This is a genomic window from Martelella sp. HB161492 (assembly GCF_013184775.1).
In the GTDB taxonomy this organism is placed as follows: domain Bacteria; phylum Pseudomonadota; class Alphaproteobacteria; order Rhizobiales; family Rhizobiaceae; genus Martelella.
Genome location: NZ_JAATVV010000006.1, coordinates 106397 through 129607, shown reverse-complemented (window position 1 = coordinate 129607; position 23211 = coordinate 106397). Strand labels below are relative to the sequence as shown.

Sequence of the window (23211 nt, the reverse complement as noted above, 5' to 3'; positions counted from 1 at the left end):
TCTAGGCGGCGGCCTGGAACTGCTGAGTGTCTTCGGCCAGCACGTCGAGGAGATGCAGCCAGCGCTTGGCAAACCGCTGCTCGGCGTCTCTGGCCTGCTTGCGGCGGGAAGCCTCACCAGGGCGGATGGTCCGGAATTCTAACCCATCCAGGAAGTGACGCCAGCCATCCGGTGTGTTGTCGCCGACATTGATGGCACCGTTTTCTATATGTCCGGCTAGGCCGTCGGCGTCGGAAGCGATCACCGGCCGTCCGGCCGCCATGGCTTCGAGTGCGACCAGTCCGTAGGGCTCGAAGCGCGAGGGCATGGCAATCACATCGCAGGTTGACATGGCCGCGGCCGGGCTTTCCGCATAGCCGCAGAAGACGATCCGTGGGTCCTGTCCGGCAAGCTTGCGAAGCTGCTTTTCCTGCTCTCCACAGCCGAAGAGATGCAGTTCGATATCCTGCCGATCCGATTTGCGCAGCCCCTCGATCAGAATGTCGAAGCCTTTCTGCATGTCGAACCGGCCGATCGCGCCGATCACCGTCTTGCCGGCGGGCAAGCGGTCGGGCAGCGCAAAGAACGCGTCAAGCGCGACGCAGGGCTCGATGACCTCGAGACGGTCTTCGCTGACGAATTTGCGGGCAAGCCACTGGCCCTGCTGCCAGCTGACGGCCACGACCTTGTCGAAGAGCGCATAGGCTGCTGAGAGCAGCGTTTCGAAGCGATCGCGGTTTTCGACCCGTGCCGTAACGAAACGTTCCGAATAGCTGTGCTCGACATGAATGAGCGGAACGCCAGCATAGCGGGCACGAAGGGCGGTGATCAGCGGCATGTTCTTCCAGCAGATCGACAGATGCGAAACCACATGGCTGACGCCTGCAAGGCGGGGCGGCGAGAGCTGGCCGCGCTTGATGCGCACGATCTGGTGGCCCGCAGCGTTCTGCCCGGCCATCCGGGTGAGGTGATCAAGCATCCGGTTGACACCGCCAAAACTGGCATCATCGACGAGGTGGTAAACGGTCATGGGAGTTCTCCTCAATTCAGGCGTTGCTGGTGCCGAGCAGGCGGTTTTCAACAGTGCTGTACAAGCCGTCGCCGGCGACGGCGATGATGGCGGCGGCGACAAGGGTGACGACGGACTTGACCGGTTCCTCGATGAACGGCCGGCGCGAAGCCTTCAGCGAGCGCAGCGCATAGCCGAGCGCGGCACGCCCCTGACGCATGGAGACGCAGCGCCGCGCGAGGTAGCGCAGCTGGTAGGCTGCGGCGCGGTCGCCATGGCGCTCGATCAGTCCCGGCGCCAGCCGTGCGAGCTTGTCGCGCATGGCAAGCCAGGTCTGGAACTGCTTTTCGACATTGGCCGAGAGCCCGCCGACATGGATGCGGTAGAGCGTCAGGTGGCCGGGAATGCCTTCGATCTTCCAGTCTTGCGTCACCATGAAGCGCAGCCAGCCCTCAATGTCGTCGGACTGGCGAAAATTCTCGTCGAACCACCAGTCACGTTCGGTCTCGCCAGCGGGACGATAGGCGAAGGCCCTGAGCGCTTCCATGCGCATGACGGCGGCGGAACCGTTACCGATCGGATTGCGGCAGAAGACATCGGCGGCGCTGATGTTCTTCAGCTTCGGCGACTGATTGAGGCCGACGGGCTTACCGTTCCGGTCGATCATGCGGGATCCGGAGAAGCTGATGCCGACATCCGGCCTGTCCTGAAGATGGCGGATATGCAGCTCGAGCTTTTCCGGCAGCCACAGGTCATCGGCATCGCAAAAGCCGACATAGGCGCCTCTTGCGGCTGCAATGCCGGTGTTATGAGCGCCGGCGAGGCCACGATTTGACTGCGAGATCAGGCGAAGGCGCGGATCTGCATAGCCCTTGACGATAGCCACCGTGCTGTCCGAGGAGCCGTCATCGACGACGATGATCTCGAAATCGGCAAATGTCTGGTCGAGCAGGGAATCGAGCGTTTCACGAATAGTCGTCGCCGCATTATAGGCGGGAACAATGATGCTGGCTGCCGGGTTGTTCATGGTCGTTATCTCCTGAGCGATTGATTAGTGGCTTGCCGAAAGACGCCGGAAGGCGCCTGGGCAAAGGGCTTCGGCGGTCGCCGCGCCGAGCGTCAGCAGACCGCGGCTTGGCTGTTTGAAGAAGGCACGCGGGCTCAGCTGCAGCGCCTTGATGGCCAGCTTGAGCGCTGTGCCGCGCGTGCTTTCAAGCCGCAGCGCGCGGCGGGAGAGATAGCGCAGATGCGTTGCTTCCGCCGCCGCGATCTCCCGCTTTGTCAGCGAGACATTGAGCTTCAGCGCGGTCGAAAGCGCCGTCTCCCACGAAAAACGCATCGCCGAGAGGTCGGATGACAGACCGCGGCGGCTGGCACGATAGAAGGTTGCAAGCTGGTCGATGCCTGCGATCTTCCGGCCGGCGGCGGCAAGACGCACCAGCCACTCGACATCCTCGCCATGGACGATGCCGGCATCGAAACCGCCGGAGGCCAGGAAGGCTGCGCGTGTGACGACGATGTTCGACATCGTGCAGGTTTCGTTTTCGGCAATCAGGTCGGCGACAGTGAGCGATGCTTGCGACACCGTCGACTGGGTTTCTACGGCCGCGATGGTCGTGCTGAAGAAGGCGACCCGGCCATAGGCGACATCGGGAGCATCTTCGCCGGCAAAACGCTTTTCGAAGGCGTTGAGGCGACCGGATGGCCAGACGTCATCGGCATCGAGGAAGGCGATCAGCGTGCCCGCGGCATGGTCGAAGACGGCGCGGTTGCGCGCCACGCTCGGCCCCTGATTGGCCTGCCGTACAAGCCGGATGCGGCTGTTGCGCCCGACAAACTGGTCAACGATTGCAACGGTGTCATCGGTCGAACCGTCGTCGATGACGATCACCTCGAAGTCCGGGAAGGTCTGGCCGAGCACGGAGTTCAGCGTTTCGGCAATCGTCGCGGCAGCGTTGTAGCAAGGAATGACAACTGAAAATTTCGGCATGATCAGGCTCCCTGAAAAGTGGGGTTGCAGACAGCGCCGGTGCGGACACCGAAGGCTTTCATGAGCACCGGCAGCGAGACGGCGACCTGCGCAGCCGTTGCAACCGCGAGGGTCGTCCAGGCAAGGGCGTGCAGACCGTGCGGCGCTGCAATGATGACGGCGCCGGTGATGGTGACGCCGGAAATCATCGACAGGAGCAGTTCCCGGTCGGCACGGCCGGACGAACGCAGCCACTGGGCGGCGACCGACCACAGCATGTTCGGGATTGCCGTCAGGCAGAGGATTGCAACCAGCGGCGAGACCGATGCCCACTTGCTGCCGAAGACCAGCGATACGTAATGGGATGCGGCGAAGCTCTGGCTCAGGGCGACAACGGAGATCGCTGCCATTGCCAGCATCAGGGCGCGCTTGAGGGCGAGCTTCCGGTCATCACTGGTCGACAGGTAGGGAAACAGCACCGTCGACAGCGCCGTTGCCAGCGAGGTCGAGATCCCGACCCCGGCATTGAAGGCAAAGAAGTAGATGCCGAGGGCCTCTGTGCCGAGGACGGCGCCGACGATCAGCTTGTCGGCCTGCGCCCGCACCGCCTTGACGAATTCAATGCCGAGCACGGAGGCACCGAAGCGCAGGAAGGCGGAAAGCGGAGCCGGCGTGACGTCCGCAGCAGGCGACCAGGCGACCAGGCGCCGCATCCCCACCAGCCAGACGGGTGCGGAAATCAGCTTGGGCAGCACCACCGAAAGAGGGCTCGGAAACAGCGCCACGAGAAGGCAAGTCAGAAGGTTGGCACTGACATTCTGGGCGCCGGATACCGCCGCCGTTCGGGCAAGCATGCCCTTGCGCATGGCGAGCGCACACTGGACGAGGCCGCCCGGCATGAACAGATACTCCAGGCCAAGCAGGGCCATCAGGGCAAAGGTCATCACGCTGCCGCCGGCAAGCCAGACGCCAGCGCCGACGGCGACCTGCAGAAGTGTGAGGCCTGAGCACCAGACCCAGAAGATGCGGTGGGCTTGCTTGCAAACGGCCTCAACGTCGCGGTCATCGGCGATGATGATGCGCTGGCCGACGCCGTTTTCGGCGAGCGATTTCAGAATGTCAGAACCGGCCATGGCCGCTGCGGCAATGCCGATTTCAGCAGGAGAGAGGAAACGGGCCATCACGACGACGACAGCCAGGCGCGACACCTTGGCGGCGGCCTCCGATGCCAGATAGGCAGAAGCACCGCGCAGGAGCGGTGAATCGGCTGTATCTGCAATCATTTTTCTGAGCGCGGTCATCAGGCATTCCCGTCTTGTTACAATCTGTGGACGTCGGCTTCTGTTGTGTTAGGCTTATAGAAGAGAGGAGGACGGCCCGGTTGGGTGCCGAAGGTCAGCAGGATGCCCATCGGGCGCAGTCTTCTATACTTCGGCATAGGGGACAGGCTGCGGGACCATGTGATTACTGGGCGTCTCGGTGGCGGCAGATAAAAGCCGCTTTGCAAATTGGGTAACTGCGTTTGGAAAACCATCTGAAATCGGCAGTGAGCCGGATCGCGATCGTCGCTCTCCTAGCCTTTGCGCAAGGGTGCACCTCACTCCAACCGATCGAAAACAGTGAGAATGTCAGCCAGGGCGAAAGCTATCAGGCGCAGTATCGCGCGACCGCGGATGACGAGGCCGAGCGGGTTCGCAAATCATCGGTTCTGATGAATGCACAGCGTTGCGCACCCGATCAGAAACTCGGCCCTGCCGGAAGTCACGTCGTGCCACCCGATATCGATTTCCTGTCGCCAGGCGATCTGATCGACGTGTCGATTTCCGATGATGATGTCATCTCGGGCAAGTATGAGGTGTCCCAGGACGGCATGCTTCGCCTGATGCATGTGCCGCCTGTCAATGCCAAGGGCCGCTCGGTCGACGCCGTCGAGGAATCGGTCCGGCGTACCCTGATCGATCAGGGGCTTTACAATACCGTGCCGCTGGTCTCGATCCGGGTGATGGATTTCGCGCCGGCGCGGGTTTTCGTCGCAGGTGCCGTGTTCGAGCCAGGATCGGTGACGGTCGGCTCGGTAGCCGCGACATCGCTCGACAGACTGCGGCAGGAGACGCTCGGCGGGCGGACAAGCGAACGGCGTCTGGCACGGGCCCTTCAGTCGGCCGGCGGCGTGCGCCCTGATGCGGATCTGTCGCGCGTCACCGTCTGGCGTGGCGGATCGAGGAAGGTCTACGACATGCGGCCGGCGATTACCGGCCATGCCTATCCCGATCCCGTCCTGCTGGAGGGCGATCAGGTCGAAATTCCGAGCCGTGGCTGTTTCCAGGAGGAGCTCGTCGCACCGTCGGTCGTCTCTCCGCCGGGCGTCAAGGTATTCATGTCCAACCTTTCGGTGCCCGCATCATCCAATTCCCAGGCCGCCATTTCCAAGGATACGGTCGAATTGCGGTACGGAACGCGCTTCCTGCAGGCGGTGTTCAGCCTGAACTGCGTCGGCGGTGCGCGGCTCACCAATTCCAACCGTTCCGCCGTGCTGTTCACGCGCAATCCGATAACAGGTCAGTCGATTGTCATCGAACGCAATCTCGAGGACCTGCTGCGACGCAGTGATCGCGACGATTTCGATCCTTACCTGATGCCCGGCGACGCGCTGGCCTGCTACGATTCCTCGGTGATCAACATCACCGATCTGGCGACCAAGCTCGGTATCATCGGAGCGCTCGGGGTGATCATCTAGAACCCGGCGGTTCGCGCATGACCGCTTGACGCCTCAAGCTGCAGGGGTCCAGGGCCCGTCAGGCCCGTTCGCGCTCGGCTGGCAGTCCGCTTAGCGCCTTCACCGTCTTCGCAAGCGTTTCGTTTGCCGCTTGGCAGAGCGGTTGGAGCTCTTCGCGCGTGCCGTATCTGGCCGCGGTTTCAAGATCCAGCAAGGCGGCGCGCAGTGCAACCGCGCCGAAGACCGCCGCAGAGCCTGCCACCTTGTGCGCGCAGCCAGCGAGCGCATCGAGGTCTTCCGTCGGCTCGGTGCTGCGCAAAAGACGCTCCGAAGTCTCGGCAAGCTCGCTCCTGAACCGTTCGAGTTGACGCGCCATCAATGCGGCCGGCAGCGTCTCGGTCAATTCCGAGAGCGTCTCCCGGTCGATCAGGTCAAGATCGCCGGCCGGCGCGTCTGCCGTGAGCGAAGCGTCTTCTTCGACCTGACGCTGATCGAGCAGCTGGGCGATGACGGCGCTCACCTTGGCGCGTCTGAGTGGCTTGATGATGCAATCGCGCATGCCCGCCTCTTCAAGCCGGCGACGCTCGTCTGGCAGAGCATGGGCCGTGAGGCCGATAACCGGGGTCCTTCGCGAGCGCCCCTCGCCTTTGCGGATCGCCTGGGTGGCGCCAATGCCGTCGAGCCGGGGCATGCTGACATCCATGAAAATGACATCGAAACGCTCGGCCGCGGCCTTCTCCACGCCTTCGATACCGTCATGGGCTTCGACAATCCGGCAGCCATATGTCTTCAGCATCTCGCGCGCCACGAAACGATTGGTTTCATTATCCTCGACAAGAAGAACCGAAAGACCCGAATCTTCGATCACCGCCCGATCAGCCTGCCGGCTCGCTTCGACGGCGGTTTTTCCGTCGTCAGCGACCGCAAGCGGTGGCAGGCGGAAATAGAACCGGCTGCCATTGCCCGCGACACTCTCCACACCGATCTCTCCGCCCATCAGGTCGACGAGCCGGCGCGAAATGCCAAGGCCGAGACCCGAACCGGGTGCCGTCCGCTTGTAGGAGGGGTCGAGCATCACGAAATCATCGAAGATCCGTTTAGCATCGCCTTCGCCGATGCCGATGCCGGTATCGCTGACGGAGAATTCGATCCATCCGTCGTCTCCCCAGGGGGTGGCGCGGATGACGATGCTGCCGTTCTCGGTGAATTTCACCGCATTGCCGACCAGGTTGATCAGGACCTGACGCAGGCCATGGCGATCCTGGTCGAACGACGCAGCATCCGCAGCGGTCACGACGTCAATGACGTTTCCGCGTGATGCCGCTGCCGGGTCGCTCATCTTCTTCACCTCGGTCAGAAGCGGTGCGACCGCGAATCGCTCCGGGTTGAGCCGGGTGACACCGGCCTCGATGCGGGTGATGTTGAGAACGTCATCGATATGGCCCTGCAGGATCTCGCCCGAAGCAATCGCCGTTTCGACATAATCGCGCTGCTTGCAGGTCAGGCGGGTCTCGCTCAGCATGTCGAGCAGCCCCATGACCCCGTTCAGGGGCGTGCGCATCTCATGGCTCATCACGGCGAGAAAGTCCGACTTTGCCTTTGCCGTCGCCAGCGCATCGTCGCGCGCCTGGGTGAGGTTTTGCTGTGCCATCCGGCGTTCGGAAATGTCGCGGATATAGGTCACGATGATCCGGCCTGCACCGCGCCGGGTGAGGCCAATCGAGACTTCGGCCGGGAAGACTTCGCCGCTGGCCCGCATCGCGTTGATCTCCAGCCGGCCGGAGAGGTTGCCCTCGCCGCTGCGAAACTGCGCGAGCAGCTGCGCGCGCCGGTTGCGATGAAGCTGGATGTCCGCCTTGGGAATGACGAGTTTTTCCGCATCGACGCCGATAGCATGTTCCCGCTTGTAGCCGAACAATTGTTCTGCCGCCGGATTGAAATCGAGGATGCTGCCGGTTTCATCGGAAACGATGATGGCTTCGAGTGATGCGTTGATCGCGCTTTCGTAAAGCATGTTCTGCGCCTGCAGGTCTTCCGATCTCCGTCTTGCGACCCGAAACTGCCATACGGCGAGAAAGAGCGCGAGGAACATCGATAGCATGACACCCAGCGTCACCATGGCAGTGCGCAACAGCACGCCGAAGAAGATCTGCCTGTCCCGGTCGGACTGCACGGCCAGAAGGCGGACCCCGGTGAGCGCGATGGCGCGGATATCGCCGCGCAATTCGCTCAAACGCGCACCAAGGGAGGGCAAGGCCCCGGCCAGCGCCCGGTCCGGCCCGTCAATGACCGGAACCGCGCCATCGAGAGCATCTGCCACCCTGTCGAGACGGCTGCGCGCTTCCGCTGTCTGCGTCACACTGCTGAAGACGGCGCCCTGCTGTAGGGTTTTGATGCGGCTGTAGAAAATGTCGAAGCGCTGGCGCACCGCATCAAGGGCGGTCCCGGTCTCACCATGGATCGCATCATCGATGGTCGTCTCAAGCACCAGAAGCTCAACCTGTATCTGCGACATCGACCATTGCACGTTGTCGGTGGAGGCCGATCTGAGCCGCGCGATCTCCTGCATCAGCTGGTTAGCCAGCAGGCCCAGAATGAGGGTGACTGCAAGCAGGACAACCCCTGCGCCAACATAGATACCTTTCCGTTCGCGCGGTCTCGGGGAACTGCTGATGTCAGCGATGTGGTGCATGCGATCGTCCTGACTGGATTGGAGTTGTCTCAGCCTCAAGCGAGACACATCTGGCCCTTGGGTGAACAGTATGGCCCTGCCAGACCGGTGGCGCGGTCGGGCCGGCGCGCGATGGCGCCAGCCCGCTGGTCAAACCGAGGACAGGGCTCAATAGGCGCCGCGACCGGAAAACACCGCACGCACCGTCAGTGCGATAATGGTGAGATCCAGCACGATGCTGCGCGAGCGGATATAGGCATTGTCCATCTGCAGCATGCGTTCGAAGCCGATTTCGGCACGGCCGGAGACCTGCCAGAGGCCGGTAATGCCGGGTTTGGCCGCGAGCCGCGACATCGCTTCCGGTGCATAGGCCGCCACCTCCTGGGGGAGCGCCGGACGCGGGCCGACAATCGACATGTTGCCCTTCAGCACGTTTAGGAGCTGCGGCAGTTCATCGATCGACAGCTTGCGCATGATCCGGCCGACGGGGGTGATGCGTGGATCCTTGCGCGACTTGAAGCAGATGCCTTCGCGGTCGCTGGTCGCAAGCAACGCCGCGCGGCGGGCTTCCGCATCGCGATACATCGAGCGGAATTTATACATGGTGAAGCACTTGCCATTCTCGCCGACGCGGACCTGGCGGAAGAAGACCGGGCCGCGCGAGGTGGCGGCAACGGCAAGTGCCGTACCGGCCATCAGCGGGGAGAGCATGATGAGCGCCGAGGAGGCAACCGCAATGTCGAGCAGGCGCTTGCCGCGAACCCGTGCAGCCGCCGAAGCGCCGGCGCGCACCGCGCGGGCTTCACGATAGGCATTGATCACGAAGCGGACATTGCCCAGCAGATAGCGTTTGGCCATCCGTCTTGGCTCCATCATCAACCGCCAGACCCATTCGCAGCCGGCCTTGCGGAAGACCAGCGGCGCGCGTGTCATCCGGCCCGACCAGAAATCGAACTGGGCGCCGACACCCATGACCAGAGCGGCGTCGAGCTTGTGGCGGTTGCGAGCAATCCAGACATCCTGCATCGGCACGCCGAGCGCGACGAGCACGATATCGGCGCCGGACCGGTTGATCGCCGCGATGATCGAAGCTTCGCTGTCCTTGTCGAAATAGCCGTGCCGCGTGCCGGCGATCTTCAGCCCCGGAGCCATTTCACAGGCGCGGTTGGCTGCAGCTTCGGCGACACCGTCCTGGCTGCCGAAGAAATAGATCGAGCGGCCAAGGCGTGCCGCCTCCGTGCAAAGCGGCACGAAAAGATCGGTTCCGTTCAGATTGGCTTCAAAGCTCTTCTTCTGCAGCTTGGCGGCAAGCTTCATGCCGGAGCCATCCGGCAGGAGATAATCGGCCTTGCTGATGGCCCAGCGATAGGAGGCATCCTCCTTGTGCGTGTTCATGCAGTGCGCGTTGAGGAATGCGGCCGTCCGCTTCTCGTGCCGTGCAGAGAGCAGTCCGCCGACAGCTTCCATCTGCGTTGCGCTGACGATCGGAAGTCCGAAGAGTGAGATTGTCTTGAAAGCGTCCATGTGACCCTCCACCATGCGTGTTGCTGTTGGAGGCGAACATGTCTGATGCGAGACTGGGCCGCATTATCGAGGAAGGGGAGGTGAAGCTGCTGAAAGCATAGGCGATGGCACCGGCAAAGTGATGCCCGCTGCTTTCGGATGTGAAACCTATCCAAAGGACGGGTTTCGGCGGTTCCACATATCCCTTAGGTTACAACTCAGCTGGAAGTGGTTACAAACCATCACTTGTTAGGTTATGGATAATATAGGCTGCGGAGGGTATGGGCGCTGATGAAGATATTGATTGCTGACGATCACGAACTGGTGCGCGACACCATATGCGCCTTTCTTGCGAGCGAGCCGGACTTGCGGATCTCCGTCGCTGCCGATTTTGACGGCGCTGCAGCGCTGATGAACAAGGAGGCGCCCTTCGATCTCGTTCTCCTCGATTATTCAATGCCGGGAATGAATGGGCTTGAAGGCCTGGAAAAGGCCAAGGCGCTGAACTTCGGCAGTCCGGTCGCGATCGTCTCGGGCACAGCCTCGCGTGCCGTCGCGGAGCAGGCACTGGCCTCGGGTGCAGCCGGCTTCCTGCCCAAGAGCCTGCCCGCCAAGTCGCTGATCCATGCGGTGCGGTTCATGGCGGCGGGCGAACAATATGCGCCGGTGCAGTTCATGACCGAAAAAGAGGAAAAGACGACACACCCCCTCGAAGAAAAGCTCAGCAAGCGCGAGATGGATGTCCTGAAGGGGCTGATCGAAGGCCAGTCAAACAAGGAGATCGCGCGCGATCTCGATCTGCAGGAGGTCACCGTCAAGCTCCACGTCAAGACGCTGTGCCGCAAGCTTGACGCCCGCAATCGCACCATGGCCGCGATGATCGCAAAGAATGCCGGCCTGTTCTGATCCCTATCCGAAAGCGTAGCCCGACATGCGGATGGGCACGTCGGTTGTGCCATCGTGCCGCCCGGGGATGCGCGAAAGTCTTTATCTGAGAACCCGAACTCGAACCGGGGGACCGTTTGATGAAGACCAGCAGCCCAGAAACCGCCCAGCATCCGTCACGCCGCATGTCGCTCTTCAGCCGGTCGTCAGCCTGGCTCCTGCGATCGCTGAAGTCCGTATTGCGCGGGGCCGTCTTCCTGCCGCGCCTTCTGCATCTCAGCCGTGGCGGCCGGATCAGCCTGTGGCGTGTCGCATCTGGCGGAAATCTCGCCGATTCCGGTCGCCTGCCGCGCTACGTCCTGCTCGGCGCGATGATGCTGGCGGCAATCTGGGCGCCGGTCATCAGCTATGTCCGCTATGCGCCGCTCACCTTCTCCTCCGAAATGGCGCTGATCCTGCCCGGCGCCGGTGCATCGACCTCGATCAACCTGTCCGATATCGGCCAGGCATCCTCTTCAGCCAATTCTGCCTATTCCAGCTCGACCCTGAGCCCGACGGTGACCTATCAGAGCCTGCTGTCGTCACCGCAGGTGCTCGAGCGGGCGGCAAAGGACATCGGCGACGATCCGGAAGGCTTCGGCCAGCCGCGCATCAAGCTGCTCGACCAGACGAGTTTCATCCAGGTTGCCGTGAAGGGCGGAACGCCGGAGCAGGCACGGGCCCGCAACAAGGCGCTGCTGGATGCATTCCTGGTCGAACTCGACAAGCTGCGCAACGATGAGATCGCGCGCCGCGAAAGCTCCGTCGTCGGGGCGATCGATGCCTATCAGGCCAAGGTGGACGACGCCCGCACAGCGATCGCCGACCTGCAGCGCGACAGTGGCCTGAAATCCAACGAACAGTATGATGCCATCATTGCCGATAATGAAGACCTGCAGATCGAGATCGCTGCTGCGCAGGCGAGGCTCGACGAGCTGACGAAGCGCATTGAAATGCTCGGCAGGTCGCTCGCAACGACACCGGACATGGCGGCTCTGGTCCTGAAGCTGCGCGCCGATCCCGAATATGTGACCCTTGCCGACACTCTTGCGCGTGACAGGGCCGACCTTGCCAGGCTGGCAGTGAATTTCGGCCCGAACCATCCGAAGATCGTCGGCGCCAACAACCGCGTCGCCGGCCTGAGCGACCGGCTGTCGAGCCGCGGCATGGTCCTTGCCGGCTTCGATACGCTGGATCTTGCCGGTGAGGTCGACGCGCTTGCCGACGGACCGCGGGCCGCTCTTTTGTCTTCGCTCGTCACCCTTTCCGCCGAAGCCCGTGGACTGTCAGCCGAAATCAGCACGAAGCAGCAATCGCTGGCACGCGGCGCGGCGCGTGTCCGCTCGCTTTCGGATGCGGCTGCAAAGCTCGATGCGCTCCAGCGCGAATACAAGGTGGCAGAGGCCGTATTTGCGTCTGCCCTGGCGCGGATCAATACGGCGAAGTCCGACATCTTCGCATCCTACCCGATGGTGCAGGTCGTCAGCAGCCCGTCGATCGAATACAAGCCGACCTCGCCGAACATCAAGATCGCGATCGCCGGCGGCGTTGCGGGGAGCGCATTCGCGCTGTTCAGCCTGCTTCTGGCATGGATCCGCCAGCCGCTCCTCGGGCGGGCGGTCAGCCTCTTCACCGAGGGCAAGTGAGATGGCGTTCCAACCCGCCAACCTGCCGGAGACCATCGTTTACAAGACGCTGGTCTTCACCTGGCTCTTCTATGCCGTTGGTGCGCTCTATGTCGTCGGCCCGGTTCTCGGGTGGCTGCTGTTCGGGCTGGCCGTCATCGCGCTCTATTTCGGTCCCTCGCTCAGGCCGTCGCTGCGGCCGACGGGGCCGATCCCATTCATCGTCTGGCTGTGGATTGCCGGCATGCTGGTCATGCTGATTGCCTTGTGGGGCGGGCATCTGCAATGGGGTCTCGGCCTGAAACAGACCATCAAGTCTAGCGTCGGCTGGGCCAAGGGATGGGCGCTGCTGGCGCTCTTTCCGCTCGCCGGCGCCATCCTTCAGGTACGGCGCGAGACGCTGGTCCGCGGCCAATGTGTCATCGGCCTCTGGACGCTCATCCTGCTGCCGATCATGTTTGCCGCCCCTTATGCCGGCCTGCCGGAACGGATCTTCGTGTCGCCGCTGAAGGCCGTCGGCGGGCCGGGACCGGAATATTTCTCGGTCTATTTCTACACGCTCGATCCCTCAAGCTGGACGCCGCGCTGGCAGTTCTACGCACCGTGGTCGCCCTTTGCCGGCCTTCTCGGGATCGTCATGGTGGCGTTCGCGCTGGAGGAAAAACAGCCTTTCTGGAAAACCTGCGGGATTGTCGCAGGCCTGGCGATGATCGTGCTGACGAAATCGCGCATGAGCCTCGTCGGGGTCGTTGTCTGCACGGTCGGCCCGCGCATGCTGCCGCTCATCGCAAAGATCTATGCCTGGCGGCTGGCGGCGGCCTTCGCGACCTTGATGGCGATCTTCGGCGGCGCCGTCTTCACCATGATCGAAGGGGGGATCTATGCCTTCAAGAATGCCCGGGCCGACAGCACCCGCGTGCGTGAGGCATTGCAGCGTATCGCCTATGATCGCTGGTCGGAAGCCTACTGGTTCGGCCATGGCACCGTGCAGCCGGGCCCGCATCTTGTCGAGCACATGCCAATCGGCTCGCATCATACCTGGTTCGGCCTTCTGTTCGTCAAGGGCCTCACCGGCTTTCTGGCGCTGCTGCTGCCATTGCTGGCCCAGACGGCCATCGTCATCATCGACTGCATTCGACATCCCCGCGGCCGGTTGCCGCTGTCGATCGTGTTCGTGATGATCGTCCTGACATTCGGCGAGAACATCGAAATCGAGGCCTACCTGCTGTGGCCGGCCCTGATGATGCTCGGCATCCATGCACGGGAAATGAAGCTGGCCCAGAACCGCGCTTCGGCGCAATGCGCCCAGAGCAGCGCTGCCGAGTGAGACTGTCGCCTCAGTTATCCGGGCCGGTTTTCGGGGAATTGCGCCGGAAAATCTGAGCCAATTCAATAAAAACACATATTTAGCAATTTATATTTAGCGCAATTGAAAAAAAAATAGTGTTGTTATAGTTTTCAACGACTTTTGTTAAATATGTTAGCGAGCTATGTCGTTGATCATAAGCATTTTAAAAAACAATGCGTCAATTTACGGAGGCGAAAGATCGGATTCTGTTCGGTCTGATAGTGCTCTGAAAAAACATATCATCGAAGGCTGTATTTATCTGACATGTAGAATATATCATTTCAGCGTATTTCTATCGATATTATATTGTCTATCTGTTTCGATGTCCTTTGCTCAGGAATCGCGCAGCGAAGATCTTTCAGCTGAGGCCTTTGTCGACAGGCTTGAGCAGGAACAGAAGACGATTGATGCGATCAACGGGCAGATTACCGGCCTCATGGCGAATATGGAAGAAGCGGAGGCCACGCTTCGGCAGCGTCTCGTTGACGCAGAATCCGGCACGCTGACGGAAGGCGACGATATCAGTGCGGATATGTTGCAGCACGACGATGCCGCAGCACTTTACAAGCGCCGGCTTGAGCGCCTGTCTGAGCGCCAACGCCTGATTGACATGACAACACTGCTGATTCATGCCGCCGACAAAGCGCAGGAGACCGCCCTTCTGCTTGAGCACGAAATCATGCTGCATGACTTCTGGGTCGAACGGAACATGGCGCTGTCCCGTCTTGTCGAAGACCGGCTGGGCGCCCGCGAACTGACAGCCGAAAACCTACCCCCGGCCTTTGCTTTCGGGCCACTCGATCCGCCTGAGCAAGGAAGCATCTGGGGCGCCAGGGCAGCGCGGGCAGCACTCGTGGCCGAGGCCGCGCGGAAAGAACGGGCTGCGCTCGAAGCCCATCTCGCCGATCATCAGAAGGCGCTCGAAGCCGCCGAATTTCAGCTTGCCGATGTCACGACCCGCGAACGGCTGAAAAATGCATTTGCAGGGCGGGCACCGGCGGATCTGCGCCTGACGCTGGACGAACTGACGGCGCGCATCGACGCGCAATCGGACCAGGAGCAGCACGCAGCCGCGGCGCTGGCCGCGACAGTGGCGTCAGAGCGGCAGGCGGCAGCCGCGCTCCAGGCGATGATGAAGAATGGCCCTTCCGATGCTGCCGACGGCGGCGAACGCAATGACGACGACACGGAGACGGCAAGCGCCAGCCTGCGCGAAGCTCAGATGACGGCCAGTCTGGCCCGGCGGCGGCTTGCCCTTGAGATAGCCCTTCACACGCGTCTGGACGATGTCGTGGCCGCTGCGGAGCAATCCGAAGAAAGTCTCGCGCTCTACCGCCCCCTGCTTGAGGAACTGGTCTCCAATCTTCAGCAGGGCGCCGTTCTTGTCGAACTGGCCGGTCTGGAGCAGAGCTCCGATCTGCGGCAAAGGCTCGCGGAAAAGCGGCAAGCCTTAGCCGATCTGAAGGCCGTTGATGCCGAAACCGCTGAGCTACTGTCGTCGAATGTGGATGCCCTCGATACCAGTCAGGCCGCTGTTGAAAAGGCCACGCGCGCGCTCGAGGAGGCCGAGACCAATCTGGAGCGCGAACGCTATTGGGCAGCCTTTTTCGACACCGCCGCCGGCAAAGATACGTCGGAGCTTGTCGCTGCACTGCAGCCATCGCGCGATGCGGCGGCGCTGGCGGCGGCTGCACAATCGCAAGCCGAGGCCGCGCTCGCTGCCGATGCGGCTCTTGGCGCACTTGACGCGCTGGCTCAGGCGCGTGACCGGCTCCGCAATCCGATCAGCCTGTCGGCCGCGTCGGATATGAACGCCTTCCTCAAATGGCGCGCCTCGATCGCTCTGGCGCCGGAAGGGCCGGCAAATATTGCCGCAGCGCCGGCAGGAAGACCTGTAACCGGCAACGCGGTCGACCCGAACAGTGCCGACAGCGCGGCACAGCCCTATATCAATGCGCTTTTTGATGTGCGCCAGCGACGGGATATCATTTCCGAACGGTTGAAATATTTCGAGGATCTGGCCGCAGCCGACGCCGCTTTCGACGCCGGGCTGGACAAGGCCATTCTGGCCCAAACGCAGCTGGTCGCTGAAATCGATGCCAATCTCGCAAGGACCAGAGAGCGGTGGGGCGCGGCTTCTGTCCTGCTGCAGCGTGCAGAAAGCGGGACGCTCAATCCGGATGACCTGCCGGGTGATATCGGCGCGCTGGCCGACCGCACGGCGGTCATTGAAAGCGAGCAACGCCGCAATGATGCCGCAGCCGTGCTGACAGAGCTTCAGGAGCGCAGTGCCACTGGCAAGGGCAGCTCTGTCGCACCGCAGATGAGCGAGACGCTGAACACGCTTTCAACGATTTATGGCCAGCAGATCGAAGCGCTTGTCAGCCTTATCCGTTTCACGGAGCAATTCGCCAGTCTCGAGAACATTGATAATCTCGACGACATCACCAAGCACCGGCTGCTCCGCGAGGTCCGTGAGCGTTTCGATGATGCCAAGGGCAATTACCGCTATCTCGACCTGATCTTCGGTGGCGACGAACTTGTCGACGTCGACAAGCTGATGAACCGGTATTTCGAAGTTCTGATCCTGCTCGAGCGGCGCAGATCGGTGCTGGACGATCAGGAGGCCCAGCTCAAGCTGGCTCAGGATGCCGCAGCCGCTTTGCGGCCCGCCATCGCAACCCTGTCGGATCTGACGGATGCCGAACAACGGCTGTCGCGGGCACGACTGGACCTGAAGGCAACGGCCGTGCGTGCAGCGCTCGATCCGCCGCAGGCGGCGGCGATGATCGCCGCTGCGGAAGAACGGACAGGTCTTAACCTCGAGATCGACGACCTGCCGGTCATCGATGTGCAGGACGGTGCGACCGACCGGGCAGAAGCGCTGCTGATTGCCCGCGAACAGCTTGCCAGCGGACTTTTGACGGACTGGGCCCTGGCGGAAGGATATGCGCAATGGTCGGCAGAGCTTGACGACATGCTCGCCCCCTTCGGCGGGCTTGACCGGCTCACCCGGGAACTCAACACATTGGAGCTTCAGATCGTCGATCAGCGGCGCGAGATCAATCAGCGGATCCAGCGGCTGACCGGATTCGCGTTCAGCGACGACCCCGAAGCCGAGGGCGAAGAGACACGCCGCTTCATTGCTGGTGAAATCGGCATGCTGAATGCCAATCGTGAATCGCTCATCCGGCAGAAGCTGTTAACCACGACATCGGCAATACTGGTCATTCCGGTGATTGCGCTGATCGTCTATCTGGCCGGCCGGCGGCTGGGCCATCACATCTTCTTCAGGCAGACGAAGGAGACGGAAAGCCAAAGGGAAAGTGCCGAGAGGATGCGACGCGGCGAAACACTCAACGACATATTCCAGCCGACATGGGGCGTGCTGGTCTGCACGCTGGCGGGCATCTATCTGCTGAAGGCCTTCGAGGTTGACATCACGCCGATTGTCGCATCGCTCGGCATATTCGGTCTTGCAGTCGCCTTCGGTGCCCAGGCGCTCATACGCGATATCTTCTCCGGCTTCTTCCTGCTGGTCGAGAACCAGTTCAGCAAGGGCGATGCGGTCAGGATCGGCGAAATTCACGGCCGTGTCGAAGAGGTCGGCCTGCGAATTACAACGGTCCGAGACTTCGACACCGACGAGCTTTACTACCTGCGTAATGGCATGATCTCCGGTGTCGCGAACGGACGTGGCTTCCGCAAAATCCCGGTGGATATTCATCTTGCCTATAACGCCGACCTCGAGCAGGCCACCGCCGTCATCAAGGCGCAAATGGAGGCCATTCGCAACGATCCGGTCTATGGGCCGCAGATCGACGACTGCAGGCTCGTTCCCGGCTTTGCCGGGCTCGACTATGATCATGCGATGATCGTTCTGCGGGTCTATTTCCTGATTGCTGGTCCCGACTGGCCGACAAGCAAGTTCCGCGAGAATGTGGCCCGGAAACTGCTCGAGGCAGGCATAGGTCCGGCCATTCCGACCTCGAAATCCTATGAAATTCACAGCAATGGGGTCGCCCCAACCTGAGGAAGACGCAAGCCATGGGACGGCCGCCGCCAGAGCCGGTTCGGCCATCGAACCGTTCTCCACGCCGCATGTGGCCCGCGGCGGAACCGCAGCGGAGAGGGCTGGCGCCATGGCATCAAATCATCTGTCGCGGCCGATGCGTCGATTCAATAAGACAGAGCGCCGTGCGTCCAAAAGGATGCACGGCGCTCTAGAATACCAGCTGGTGCAATGGCAGCAATCCGGCGCCGAGATGGGCAGGATCGCCATCGAGTTCGCTCATCACCAAGGTCGGGCGCGGCAGCCGGCGGTCCCGGAATGCACCTTTCGCCGCCGCGAGCAGCTTCGTTCGCAAGGCTGCGGGTGCCTCACCGCCAAAGACGATCATGGTCGGGTCGACGATTGCCTGAAGCGCGCGCAATGCCAGATGCAGCTGCGGGCGCACGGCGTCGAGCCAGGCAGTCATGCCGGGCCAGTCCGGATCGAAACGGGCGGTGAGTTCAGTGACCGAGCGCAGTTCGACGCCATGGCGCCCAAGCATCTCGATCAGACCGGAAAGCGCCGGCCGCAGATCGAGTTCGTCGGCCGTGAAAATGGCGCCGATTTCGCCGGCATTGCCGTGACCGCCGCGAAACGGGCTGTTGACCGAATAGATCCCGGCTCCGAAACCGTGGTTGAAAGACAGATAGACCAGACAATCCGTTGTCTCTGCATCTGTGCCGCCGCCGCCGAGATAGAACTCGGCCAGCGCACTTGCCGTCGCGTTGTTTTCCGCAAAGGACGGCAGGCCGGTCGCATCGTTCAGCAGCGCCTCAAGCGCCCGCCCCTGCCAGTCGGCCAGCCGGTCGGGCGGCTGAAAGCGATCGCCCGGACCGGTTCTGAAACCCTGCATGGAAATGCCTGCCCCGATGATGCCGCGCCCGGCCGCCACGTTCTTTCGCCATCCATCAAGACGGCCTTGCAGGATCGTCATCGCCTCTTCTGGCGTCGACGCCTCCAGCTCGCTGACGTCCTGAACAATTGGCTTTCCGGTGAGATCCAGCAGGCAGAAGCGGATGTTTTCCGTGCTGACAGAAAGACCGACCGTCGCATAATGCTCCGGATCGACCGAGACCATGGGACTGGGCTTGCCCCGCCCTGAAATCCGCACATCGCCGAAACGCAGATAGCCGCGCCGCTCGAGGTTGTCGATGATGCGGTGGACCGATTGCTGGGCAAGCGATGTCTTTCGCGCAATATCAGAGCGCGCGACAGATCCGGCATGAAGCACGATGCGGAGGATTTCCCGCTCGCTCGCCGCGAGATGGCAGTCTGTATCGATCTCTTTGTCCAAGCTTACATTCTCGCTTCGGGCCACCCCATTTCCAATTCCGGTTCATTGTCGCCGTGGCTGTGTCTCAATTCAAGTCAAAATATCACTTGACATGAGTAATAATAATATCACATTTTGTGAGTAATAAAAACATGTCGGCCTGGGAGGAGCGATATGATCGCGATCAGCATCCAGAACCTTTCGAAGAAATTCGGGACCTTCACCGCCCTGTCTGAACTCTCGCTCGAGGTCAGGACGGGTGAATTCGTAACCCTTCTTGGCCCGTCGGGATGTGGCAAGACAACCCTTCTGAAACTGATATCGGGATTTCTCGAACCGACATCCGGTACGATCAGCATTGACGGCAAGGATGTGACCCAGACACCGCCAGAGGCGCGTGACACGGCACTGTGTTTCCAGTCCTACGCCCTGTTCCCGCACCTCACGGTGAGAGACAACCTCGAATTCGGCCTGCGCCAGAAGCGGCTTCCGGCGGCCGATCGCCGCGCCCGTGTCGGCGATGTCGCTGCCAAGCTCGGCCTTGAGGCGCAGATGGACAAGTTGCCCAACCAGCTCTCGGGGGGCCAGCAGCAGCGCGTCTCGCTCGGCCGGGCGCTGGTGATGCGGCCAAGTGTCATTCTGTTCGACGAGCCGCTTTCCAACCTTGATGCCAAGCTGCGTGATCAGGTGCGGGTCGAGATCCGGCGGATCCAGAAGGAATACGGACTGACGGCAATCTACGTCACCCATGACCAGGCCGAAGCGCTGGCCATGTCGGATCGTGTCGTGGTGCTCAAATCGGGCCGGGTCGAGCAGATCGACACGCCCGAACATCTCTACGCCGCGCCGCGAACAGGCTTCGTCGCCGACTTCATCGGCAGTGCCAATGTCTTCTCCGGGCATGCGACCGGCCGCACCATCGATGGCAGGCTGCAGGTTTCGACCCCGGTCGGCACAGTCGAGGTCATCGCGCCGGCGACGGCACCCGGCGCGCAGGTTTCGCTGTGCTGGCGGCCGGAACGCGTTGTTCCCGGCAGCGGAGAGCTGACCGGAACAGTGCTCAATCGCGCCTTTCAGGGCCATTTCACCGACCTGACCATCGACAGCAATGGCTGCATTCACCGCATTCAGCTCGCCGAAAGCGATGCACGGGAAGGCGACGAAATCCGGTTTTCGATCGCGCCGGAACACATCATCTTGCTGGGGGCAGACCATTGACCGCGCGCCGCTGGCTTTTTGTCATCCTGCTGCTGCTGCCGGGGCTGGGACTGATCCTGGCGCTCATCGGCATGGTGATCTACATCGCGCTCGCCCAGTCCTTCGGGCTTTATGCGCTGAACGGCGACAGCCATTTCACCACCGGTTTCTGGAGTGAGTTGATCGGCAGAAAGATCTACAGCCGGTCTGTCCGCTATTCGATCTATATCGGCGTGTTGAGCGCGTTGTTTTCGGTTGCCCTCGCCTATCCGCTGGCCATCTGGCTCAGAAAGCCGTTCAGGGGTTCGATGACAATCGGCGCGATCCTCAAGGCACCGCTTCTCGTCAACGGTCTGGTCGCCGCCTTTCTATTCATCAATCTGATTGCCTATCACGGACTTCTCAACCAGTTGCTGATGTGGATCGGCATTTTCGACGAGCCGCACCGGATGCAGAACGACCGCCATGCGATCGGCGTGCTGATACTGCAGACATGGAAGCAGATGCCCTTTGCCTTGCTGCTGCTGACCGGCGCTGTTCAGGGCATTTCCGATGACATTCTTGATGCCGCCCGCGACATGGGGGCTGGTGCATGGGACCGATTCCGCAAGGTGATCGCGCCGCTCACCGTTTCGGGCATGCAGGCGGCGCTGGTGATCATCTTCATCGGAGCGCTTGCCGATTTCAGTTTCCAGACCATTGCCGGCCCGACCAATCGCCAGTCGCTGTCACAGCTCATGGTTTCCTACAAGGGGCGTGGCGACTGGAATTCCGCTGCTGTTGTCGGCGTGTCGATGATTGTCATTGCCATGGTCGGGTCCGCCATACTGGCGGCCGCCGCCCGGCTCATGATGAAGGGGCGCGCACGATGAGCTCTTCCCGCCTGAACAATATCCTGATGGGCCTTGTCGTGACGGTCGCCATCCTCTGGCTGGTCATTCCCTTCACCATGGCGGCGCTGTGGTCGCTCGTCGATCCATCCGAGCCGTGGACGGCAGGAACCATCCTGCCTCCCGCCATGTCTTTCTATCGCTGGGTCGACATGTGGCAGAACTCGTCGCTCAAATCAGCACTGGCGACCTCCTACACACTCGCACCGTCAACGGCGATCCTGGCTCTGCTGCTGTCCCTGCCGACGTCCTTCGCCCTGGGCCGGATTGCCTTTCCCGGCCGCGAACTGGCAAAGATGCTCTGCCTGCTGCCACTGATCGTGCCGCCCTTCATCACCGCCGTCTTCTTCTCGTCCATCCTGTTCCAGCTCGGCCTCGCCGGCTGGCGCATGGGCGCGATCATCTTTGCCCATTCGGTGGTGTTCCTGCCCTATGCGATCCGCATCATGACCATCAGTTTCGAACAGGTGCGTCAGGACCATATCGACGCTGCGCGCGATCTCGGCGCCAGTCACTGGGCCCGTTTTCGCGTCGCCTATCTGCCGGCGCTCAAGCCCGGCATTTTCGCGGCACTGCTGATTGTCTTCATTCAGTCGATCGAGGAATTCGCCATCGCCTTCATCGTCGGCTCGCCCGATGTCGTGACGATCCCGACGCTGCTCTACGCAGCGCTCGGACAGGACTTCGTCCGGCCGAACGCCGCCGTTCTCTCACTCATTCTGGTCGTTCCCAATGTGATCCTGATGCTGATCCTCGAACGGCTTCTCAAATCCGCCAATCCGACGCTTTCCTCCGGGAAAGGCTGAGCCGGTTAATGAGCATAATTCAACAGAGGAGATGATCCATGCTCAAGAAACTCATGATATCCGCCCTGGCGATGGCCGCCTCGGCGCATGTTGCCGCCGCTGCGGACCTGTCGACGATGTCCTGGGAGGAGATTGTCGCTCAGGCCAAGCAGGAGGGCGAAGTCACCTGGTATGTCTGGTATTTCCAGGACGATTTCCGCCGTGCCGTACAATCCTTCGAGGATGAATATGGCATCAAGGTCGATGTGCCGGTGACCACGCTTGATGGCAACACCCAGAAACTCATGGCCGAAAAGGCGCGCCCGACCGGCGATATCGACGTCTTTGCCTGGGACTGGAACCTGCTGCCGACCATCGACAAGGCTTCGACCTTCATGCCCCTGACCATGCTGCCCAAGGATGAAGGGCGGGTTTCGAACATGGTTGGCGTTGATGGCGGCGACTATGCCCTGGCGTTCTGGGGCAACCAGACCGGCATTGCCTACGACCCGACCAAGATCGACGCGGCCGACCTGCCGCAGACAACCGCGGACTTTGCCGCCTTCTGGCAGGCCCATCCCGGCAAGTTCGGCTTCAACTACGAGAATGGCGGCGCTGGCCCCTCGTTTTACGAGAATGTTCTGCGGGCCGTTTCCGGCGCCGACTTTTCCGATGGCTCGGACAGTCAGGAGCATCTCGACCAGCTGCAGCCGGGTATCGACTTCTTCAACAGCTATGCCGATGACTATGTGATTACCGCTTCGAATGCCGATTCCATCACGCGCGTCTCCGATGGCGAGTTGTGGCTCGCTCCGGCCTGGGAAGACCATCTGGCCGGGCTGCAGAAGCGCGGCGAGGTTCGCGACGATCTCAAATTCTACATCCCGGAAATGGGCATGAGCGGCGGCGGCAACGCCGTGGCTATTCCGTTGAACGCGCCGCACCCGGCGGCGGCGGCAGTCTTCATCAACTGGCTGACCTCGCCCGAGACGCAAACCATGCTCAACCGTGATTTCGGCAGCGCGCCCAAAAATGCCGCAGCCGATGATTCCAACGCTCTCGTGCCCAATGCCGAACGCAAGTTCAGCACGGCCTGGGGTGCCCAGCCCTTCCGCAGCGCGGTCGAAACCCTCTTCATCGAAGATGTGGTTCAGGAACGCTGAGCCTGACGAAAGCGTCCATCTACAGCATCGGCCCGCAAATCGGAATCGATTTTCGAAAAGCACGATGCGTAGTTTCAATACGTTAGAGCGTCCTTGGTGCATCCGAAT

The 23211-nt window shown here is 61.6% G+C and carries 16 protein-coding genes; 9 read left to right on the top strand and 7 right to left on the bottom strand.

Annotation, left to right across the window (positions count from 1 at the left end; genetic code table 11):
- Nucleotide 1 precedes the first annotated feature (1 nt).
- The 4 genes from HCK86_RS11595 to HCK86_RS11580 are packed head-to-tail and all read right to left on the bottom strand — an operon-like array spanning nucleotide 2 to nucleotide 4258.
- On the bottom strand, nucleotides 2-1009 hold the full coding sequence (locus HCK86_RS11595; protein ID WP_176084635.1) for a glycosyltransferase: 1008 nt from the start codon (nucleotides 1007-1009) through the stop codon (nucleotides 2-4).
- Between the two features lie 16 nt (nucleotides 1010-1025).
- A complete protein-coding gene (locus HCK86_RS11590; RefSeq protein WP_176084634.1) occupies nucleotides 1026-2015 on the bottom strand; it encodes a glycosyltransferase family 2 protein in 990 nt (329 codons plus the stop codon).
- A gap of 24 nt (nucleotides 2016-2039) precedes the next feature.
- Nucleotides 2040-2978: a glycosyltransferase family A protein gene (locus HCK86_RS11585; protein ID WP_176084633.1), complete on the bottom strand. Its 939-nt coding sequence runs from the start codon at nucleotides 2976-2978 to the stop codon at nucleotides 2040-2042.
- 2 nt (nucleotides 2979-2980) lie between these two features.
- Nucleotides 2981-4258, bottom strand: a complete 1278-nt coding sequence (locus HCK86_RS11580) for an oligosaccharide flippase family protein (protein ID WP_210259898.1) — start codon at nucleotides 4256-4258, stop codon at nucleotides 2981-2983.
- A gap of 245 nt (nucleotides 4259-4503) precedes the next feature.
- On the opposite strand from HCK86_RS11580, the gene HCK86_RS11575 reads away from it, so the two are divergent.
- Nucleotides 4504-5694, top strand: a complete 1191-nt coding sequence (locus tag HCK86_RS11575; protein ID WP_210259897.1) for a polysaccharide biosynthesis/export family protein — start codon at nucleotides 4504-4506, stop codon at nucleotides 5692-5694.
- 58 nt (nucleotides 5695-5752) lie between these two features.
- Here the strand turns inward: HCK86_RS11575 and HCK86_RS11570 are convergent, their stop codons facing one another.
- The gene (locus HCK86_RS11570) at nucleotides 5753-8365 is read right to left on the bottom strand and encodes an ATP-binding protein (protein WP_176084632.1); all 2613 of its coding nucleotides are present in this window, start codon (nucleotides 8363-8365) and stop codon (nucleotides 5753-5755) included.
- Between the two features lie 147 nt (nucleotides 8366-8512).
- Complete coding sequence (locus HCK86_RS11565; RefSeq protein WP_210259896.1) at nucleotides 8513-9868, bottom strand: WecB/TagA/CpsF family glycosyltransferase; 1356 nt, start codon at nucleotides 9866-9868, stop codon at nucleotides 8513-8515.
- Nucleotides 9869-10138: 270 nt separating this feature from the next.
- On the opposite strand from HCK86_RS11565, the gene HCK86_RS11560 reads away from it, so the two are divergent.
- The 4 genes from HCK86_RS11560 (at nucleotide 10139) to HCK86_RS11545 (ending at nucleotide 17777) form a co-directional block, all read left to right on the top strand.
- Nucleotides 10139-10753: a response regulator transcription factor gene (locus tag HCK86_RS11560; RefSeq protein WP_176084630.1), complete on the top strand. Its 615-nt coding sequence runs from the start codon at nucleotides 10139-10141 to the stop codon at nucleotides 10751-10753.
- A 119-nt stretch (nucleotides 10754-10872) separates the two neighbouring features.
- A complete protein-coding gene (locus tag HCK86_RS11555) occupies nucleotides 10873-12417 on the top strand; it encodes a hypothetical protein (protein WP_176084629.1) in 1545 nt (514 codons plus the stop codon).
- A gap of 1 nt (nucleotide 12418) precedes the next feature.
- Entirely contained in the window at nucleotides 12419-13723 is a 1305-nt protein-coding gene (locus HCK86_RS11550; protein WP_176084628.1) for an O-antigen ligase family protein, read from the top strand.
- 343 nt (nucleotides 13724-14066) lie between these two features.
- On the top strand, nucleotides 14067-17777 hold the full coding sequence (locus tag HCK86_RS11545) for a mechanosensitive ion channel family protein (protein ID WP_176084627.1): 3711 nt from the start codon (nucleotides 14067-14069) through the stop codon (nucleotides 17775-17777).
- Nucleotides 17778-17967: 190 nt separating this feature from the next.
- On the opposite strand, the gene HCK86_RS11540 is transcribed toward HCK86_RS11545, so the two are convergent.
- Nucleotides 17968-19089 carry an ROK family transcriptional regulator gene (locus HCK86_RS11540; RefSeq protein ID WP_176084626.1) on the bottom strand — a complete coding sequence of 374 codons (1122 nt, stop codon included), beginning with the start codon at nucleotides 19087-19089 and terminating at the stop codon, nucleotides 17968-17970.
- A 153-nt stretch (nucleotides 19090-19242) separates the two neighbouring features.
- Between HCK86_RS11540 and HCK86_RS11535 the strand changes: the two genes are divergently transcribed.
- Genes HCK86_RS11535 through HCK86_RS11520 form a run of 4 tightly spaced genes read left to right on the top strand, consistent with a single transcriptional unit; the run spans nucleotide 19243 to nucleotide 23103 of the window.
- Complete coding sequence (locus HCK86_RS11535; RefSeq protein ID WP_176084625.1) at nucleotides 19243-20286, top strand: ABC transporter ATP-binding protein; 1044 nt, start codon at nucleotides 19243-19245, stop codon at nucleotides 20284-20286.
- Entirely contained in the window at nucleotides 20283-21137 is an 855-nt protein-coding gene (locus tag HCK86_RS11530; RefSeq protein WP_246739560.1) for an ABC transporter permease, read from the top strand. The genes HCK86_RS11535 and HCK86_RS11530 overlap by 4 nt, the downstream gene beginning before the upstream one ends.
- Complete coding sequence (locus HCK86_RS11525) at nucleotides 21134-21961, top strand: ABC transporter permease (protein WP_176084624.1); 828 nt, start codon at nucleotides 21134-21136, stop codon at nucleotides 21959-21961. The genes HCK86_RS11530 and HCK86_RS11525 overlap by 4 nt, the downstream gene beginning before the upstream one ends.
- Before the next feature lie 38 nt (nucleotides 21962-21999).
- A complete protein-coding gene (locus HCK86_RS11520) occupies nucleotides 22000-23103 on the top strand; it encodes an extracellular solute-binding protein (RefSeq protein WP_176084623.1) in 1104 nt (367 codons plus the stop codon).
- Nucleotides 23104-23211: the final 108 nt, after the last annotated feature.

Excerpts from the sequence above, each read along its gene's own strand:
- HCK86_RS11595 (WP_176084635.1), bottom strand. The coding sequence starts at position 1,009 with ATGACCGTTTACCACCTCGTCGATGATGCCAGTTTTGGCGGTGTCAAC.
- HCK86_RS11590 (WP_176084634.1), bottom strand. The coding sequence starts at position 2,015 with ATGAACAACCCGGCAGCCAGCATCATTGTTCCCGCCTATAATGCGGCG.
- HCK86_RS11585 (WP_176084633.1), bottom strand. The coding sequence starts at position 2,978 with ATGCCGAAATTTTCAGTTGTCATTCCTTGCTACAACGCTGCCGCGACG.
- HCK86_RS11580 (WP_210259898.1), bottom strand. The coding sequence starts at position 4,258 with ATGACCGCGCTCAGAAAAATGATTGCAGATACAGCCGATTCACCGCTC.
- HCK86_RS11570 (WP_176084632.1), bottom strand. The coding sequence starts at position 8,365 with ATGCACCACATCGCTGACATCAGCAGTTCCCCGAGACCGCGCGAACGG.
- HCK86_RS11565 (WP_210259896.1), bottom strand. The coding sequence starts at position 9,868 with ATGGACGCTTTCAAGACAATCTCACTCTTCGGACTTCCGATCGTCAGC.
- HCK86_RS11560 (WP_176084630.1), top strand. The coding sequence starts at position 10,139 with ATGAAGATATTGATTGCTGACGATCACGAACTGGTGCGCGACACCATA.
- HCK86_RS11555 (WP_176084629.1), top strand. The coding sequence starts at position 10,873 with ATGAAGACCAGCAGCCCAGAAACCGCCCAGCATCCGTCACGCCGCATG.
- HCK86_RS11550 (WP_176084628.1), top strand. The coding sequence starts at position 12,419 with ATGGCGTTCCAACCCGCCAACCTGCCGGAGACCATCGTTTACAAGACG.
- HCK86_RS11545 (WP_176084627.1), top strand. The coding sequence starts at position 14,067 with ATGTCCTTTGCTCAGGAATCGCGCAGCGAAGATCTTTCAGCTGAGGCC.
- HCK86_RS11535 (WP_176084625.1), top strand. The coding sequence starts at position 19,243 with ATGATCGCGATCAGCATCCAGAACCTTTCGAAGAAATTCGGGACCTTC.
- HCK86_RS11525 (WP_176084624.1), top strand. The coding sequence starts at position 21,134 with ATGAGCTCTTCCCGCCTGAACAATATCCTGATGGGCCTTGTCGTGACG.
- HCK86_RS11520 (WP_176084623.1), top strand. The coding sequence starts at position 22,000 with ATGCTCAAGAAACTCATGATATCCGCCCTGGCGATGGCCGCCTCGGCG.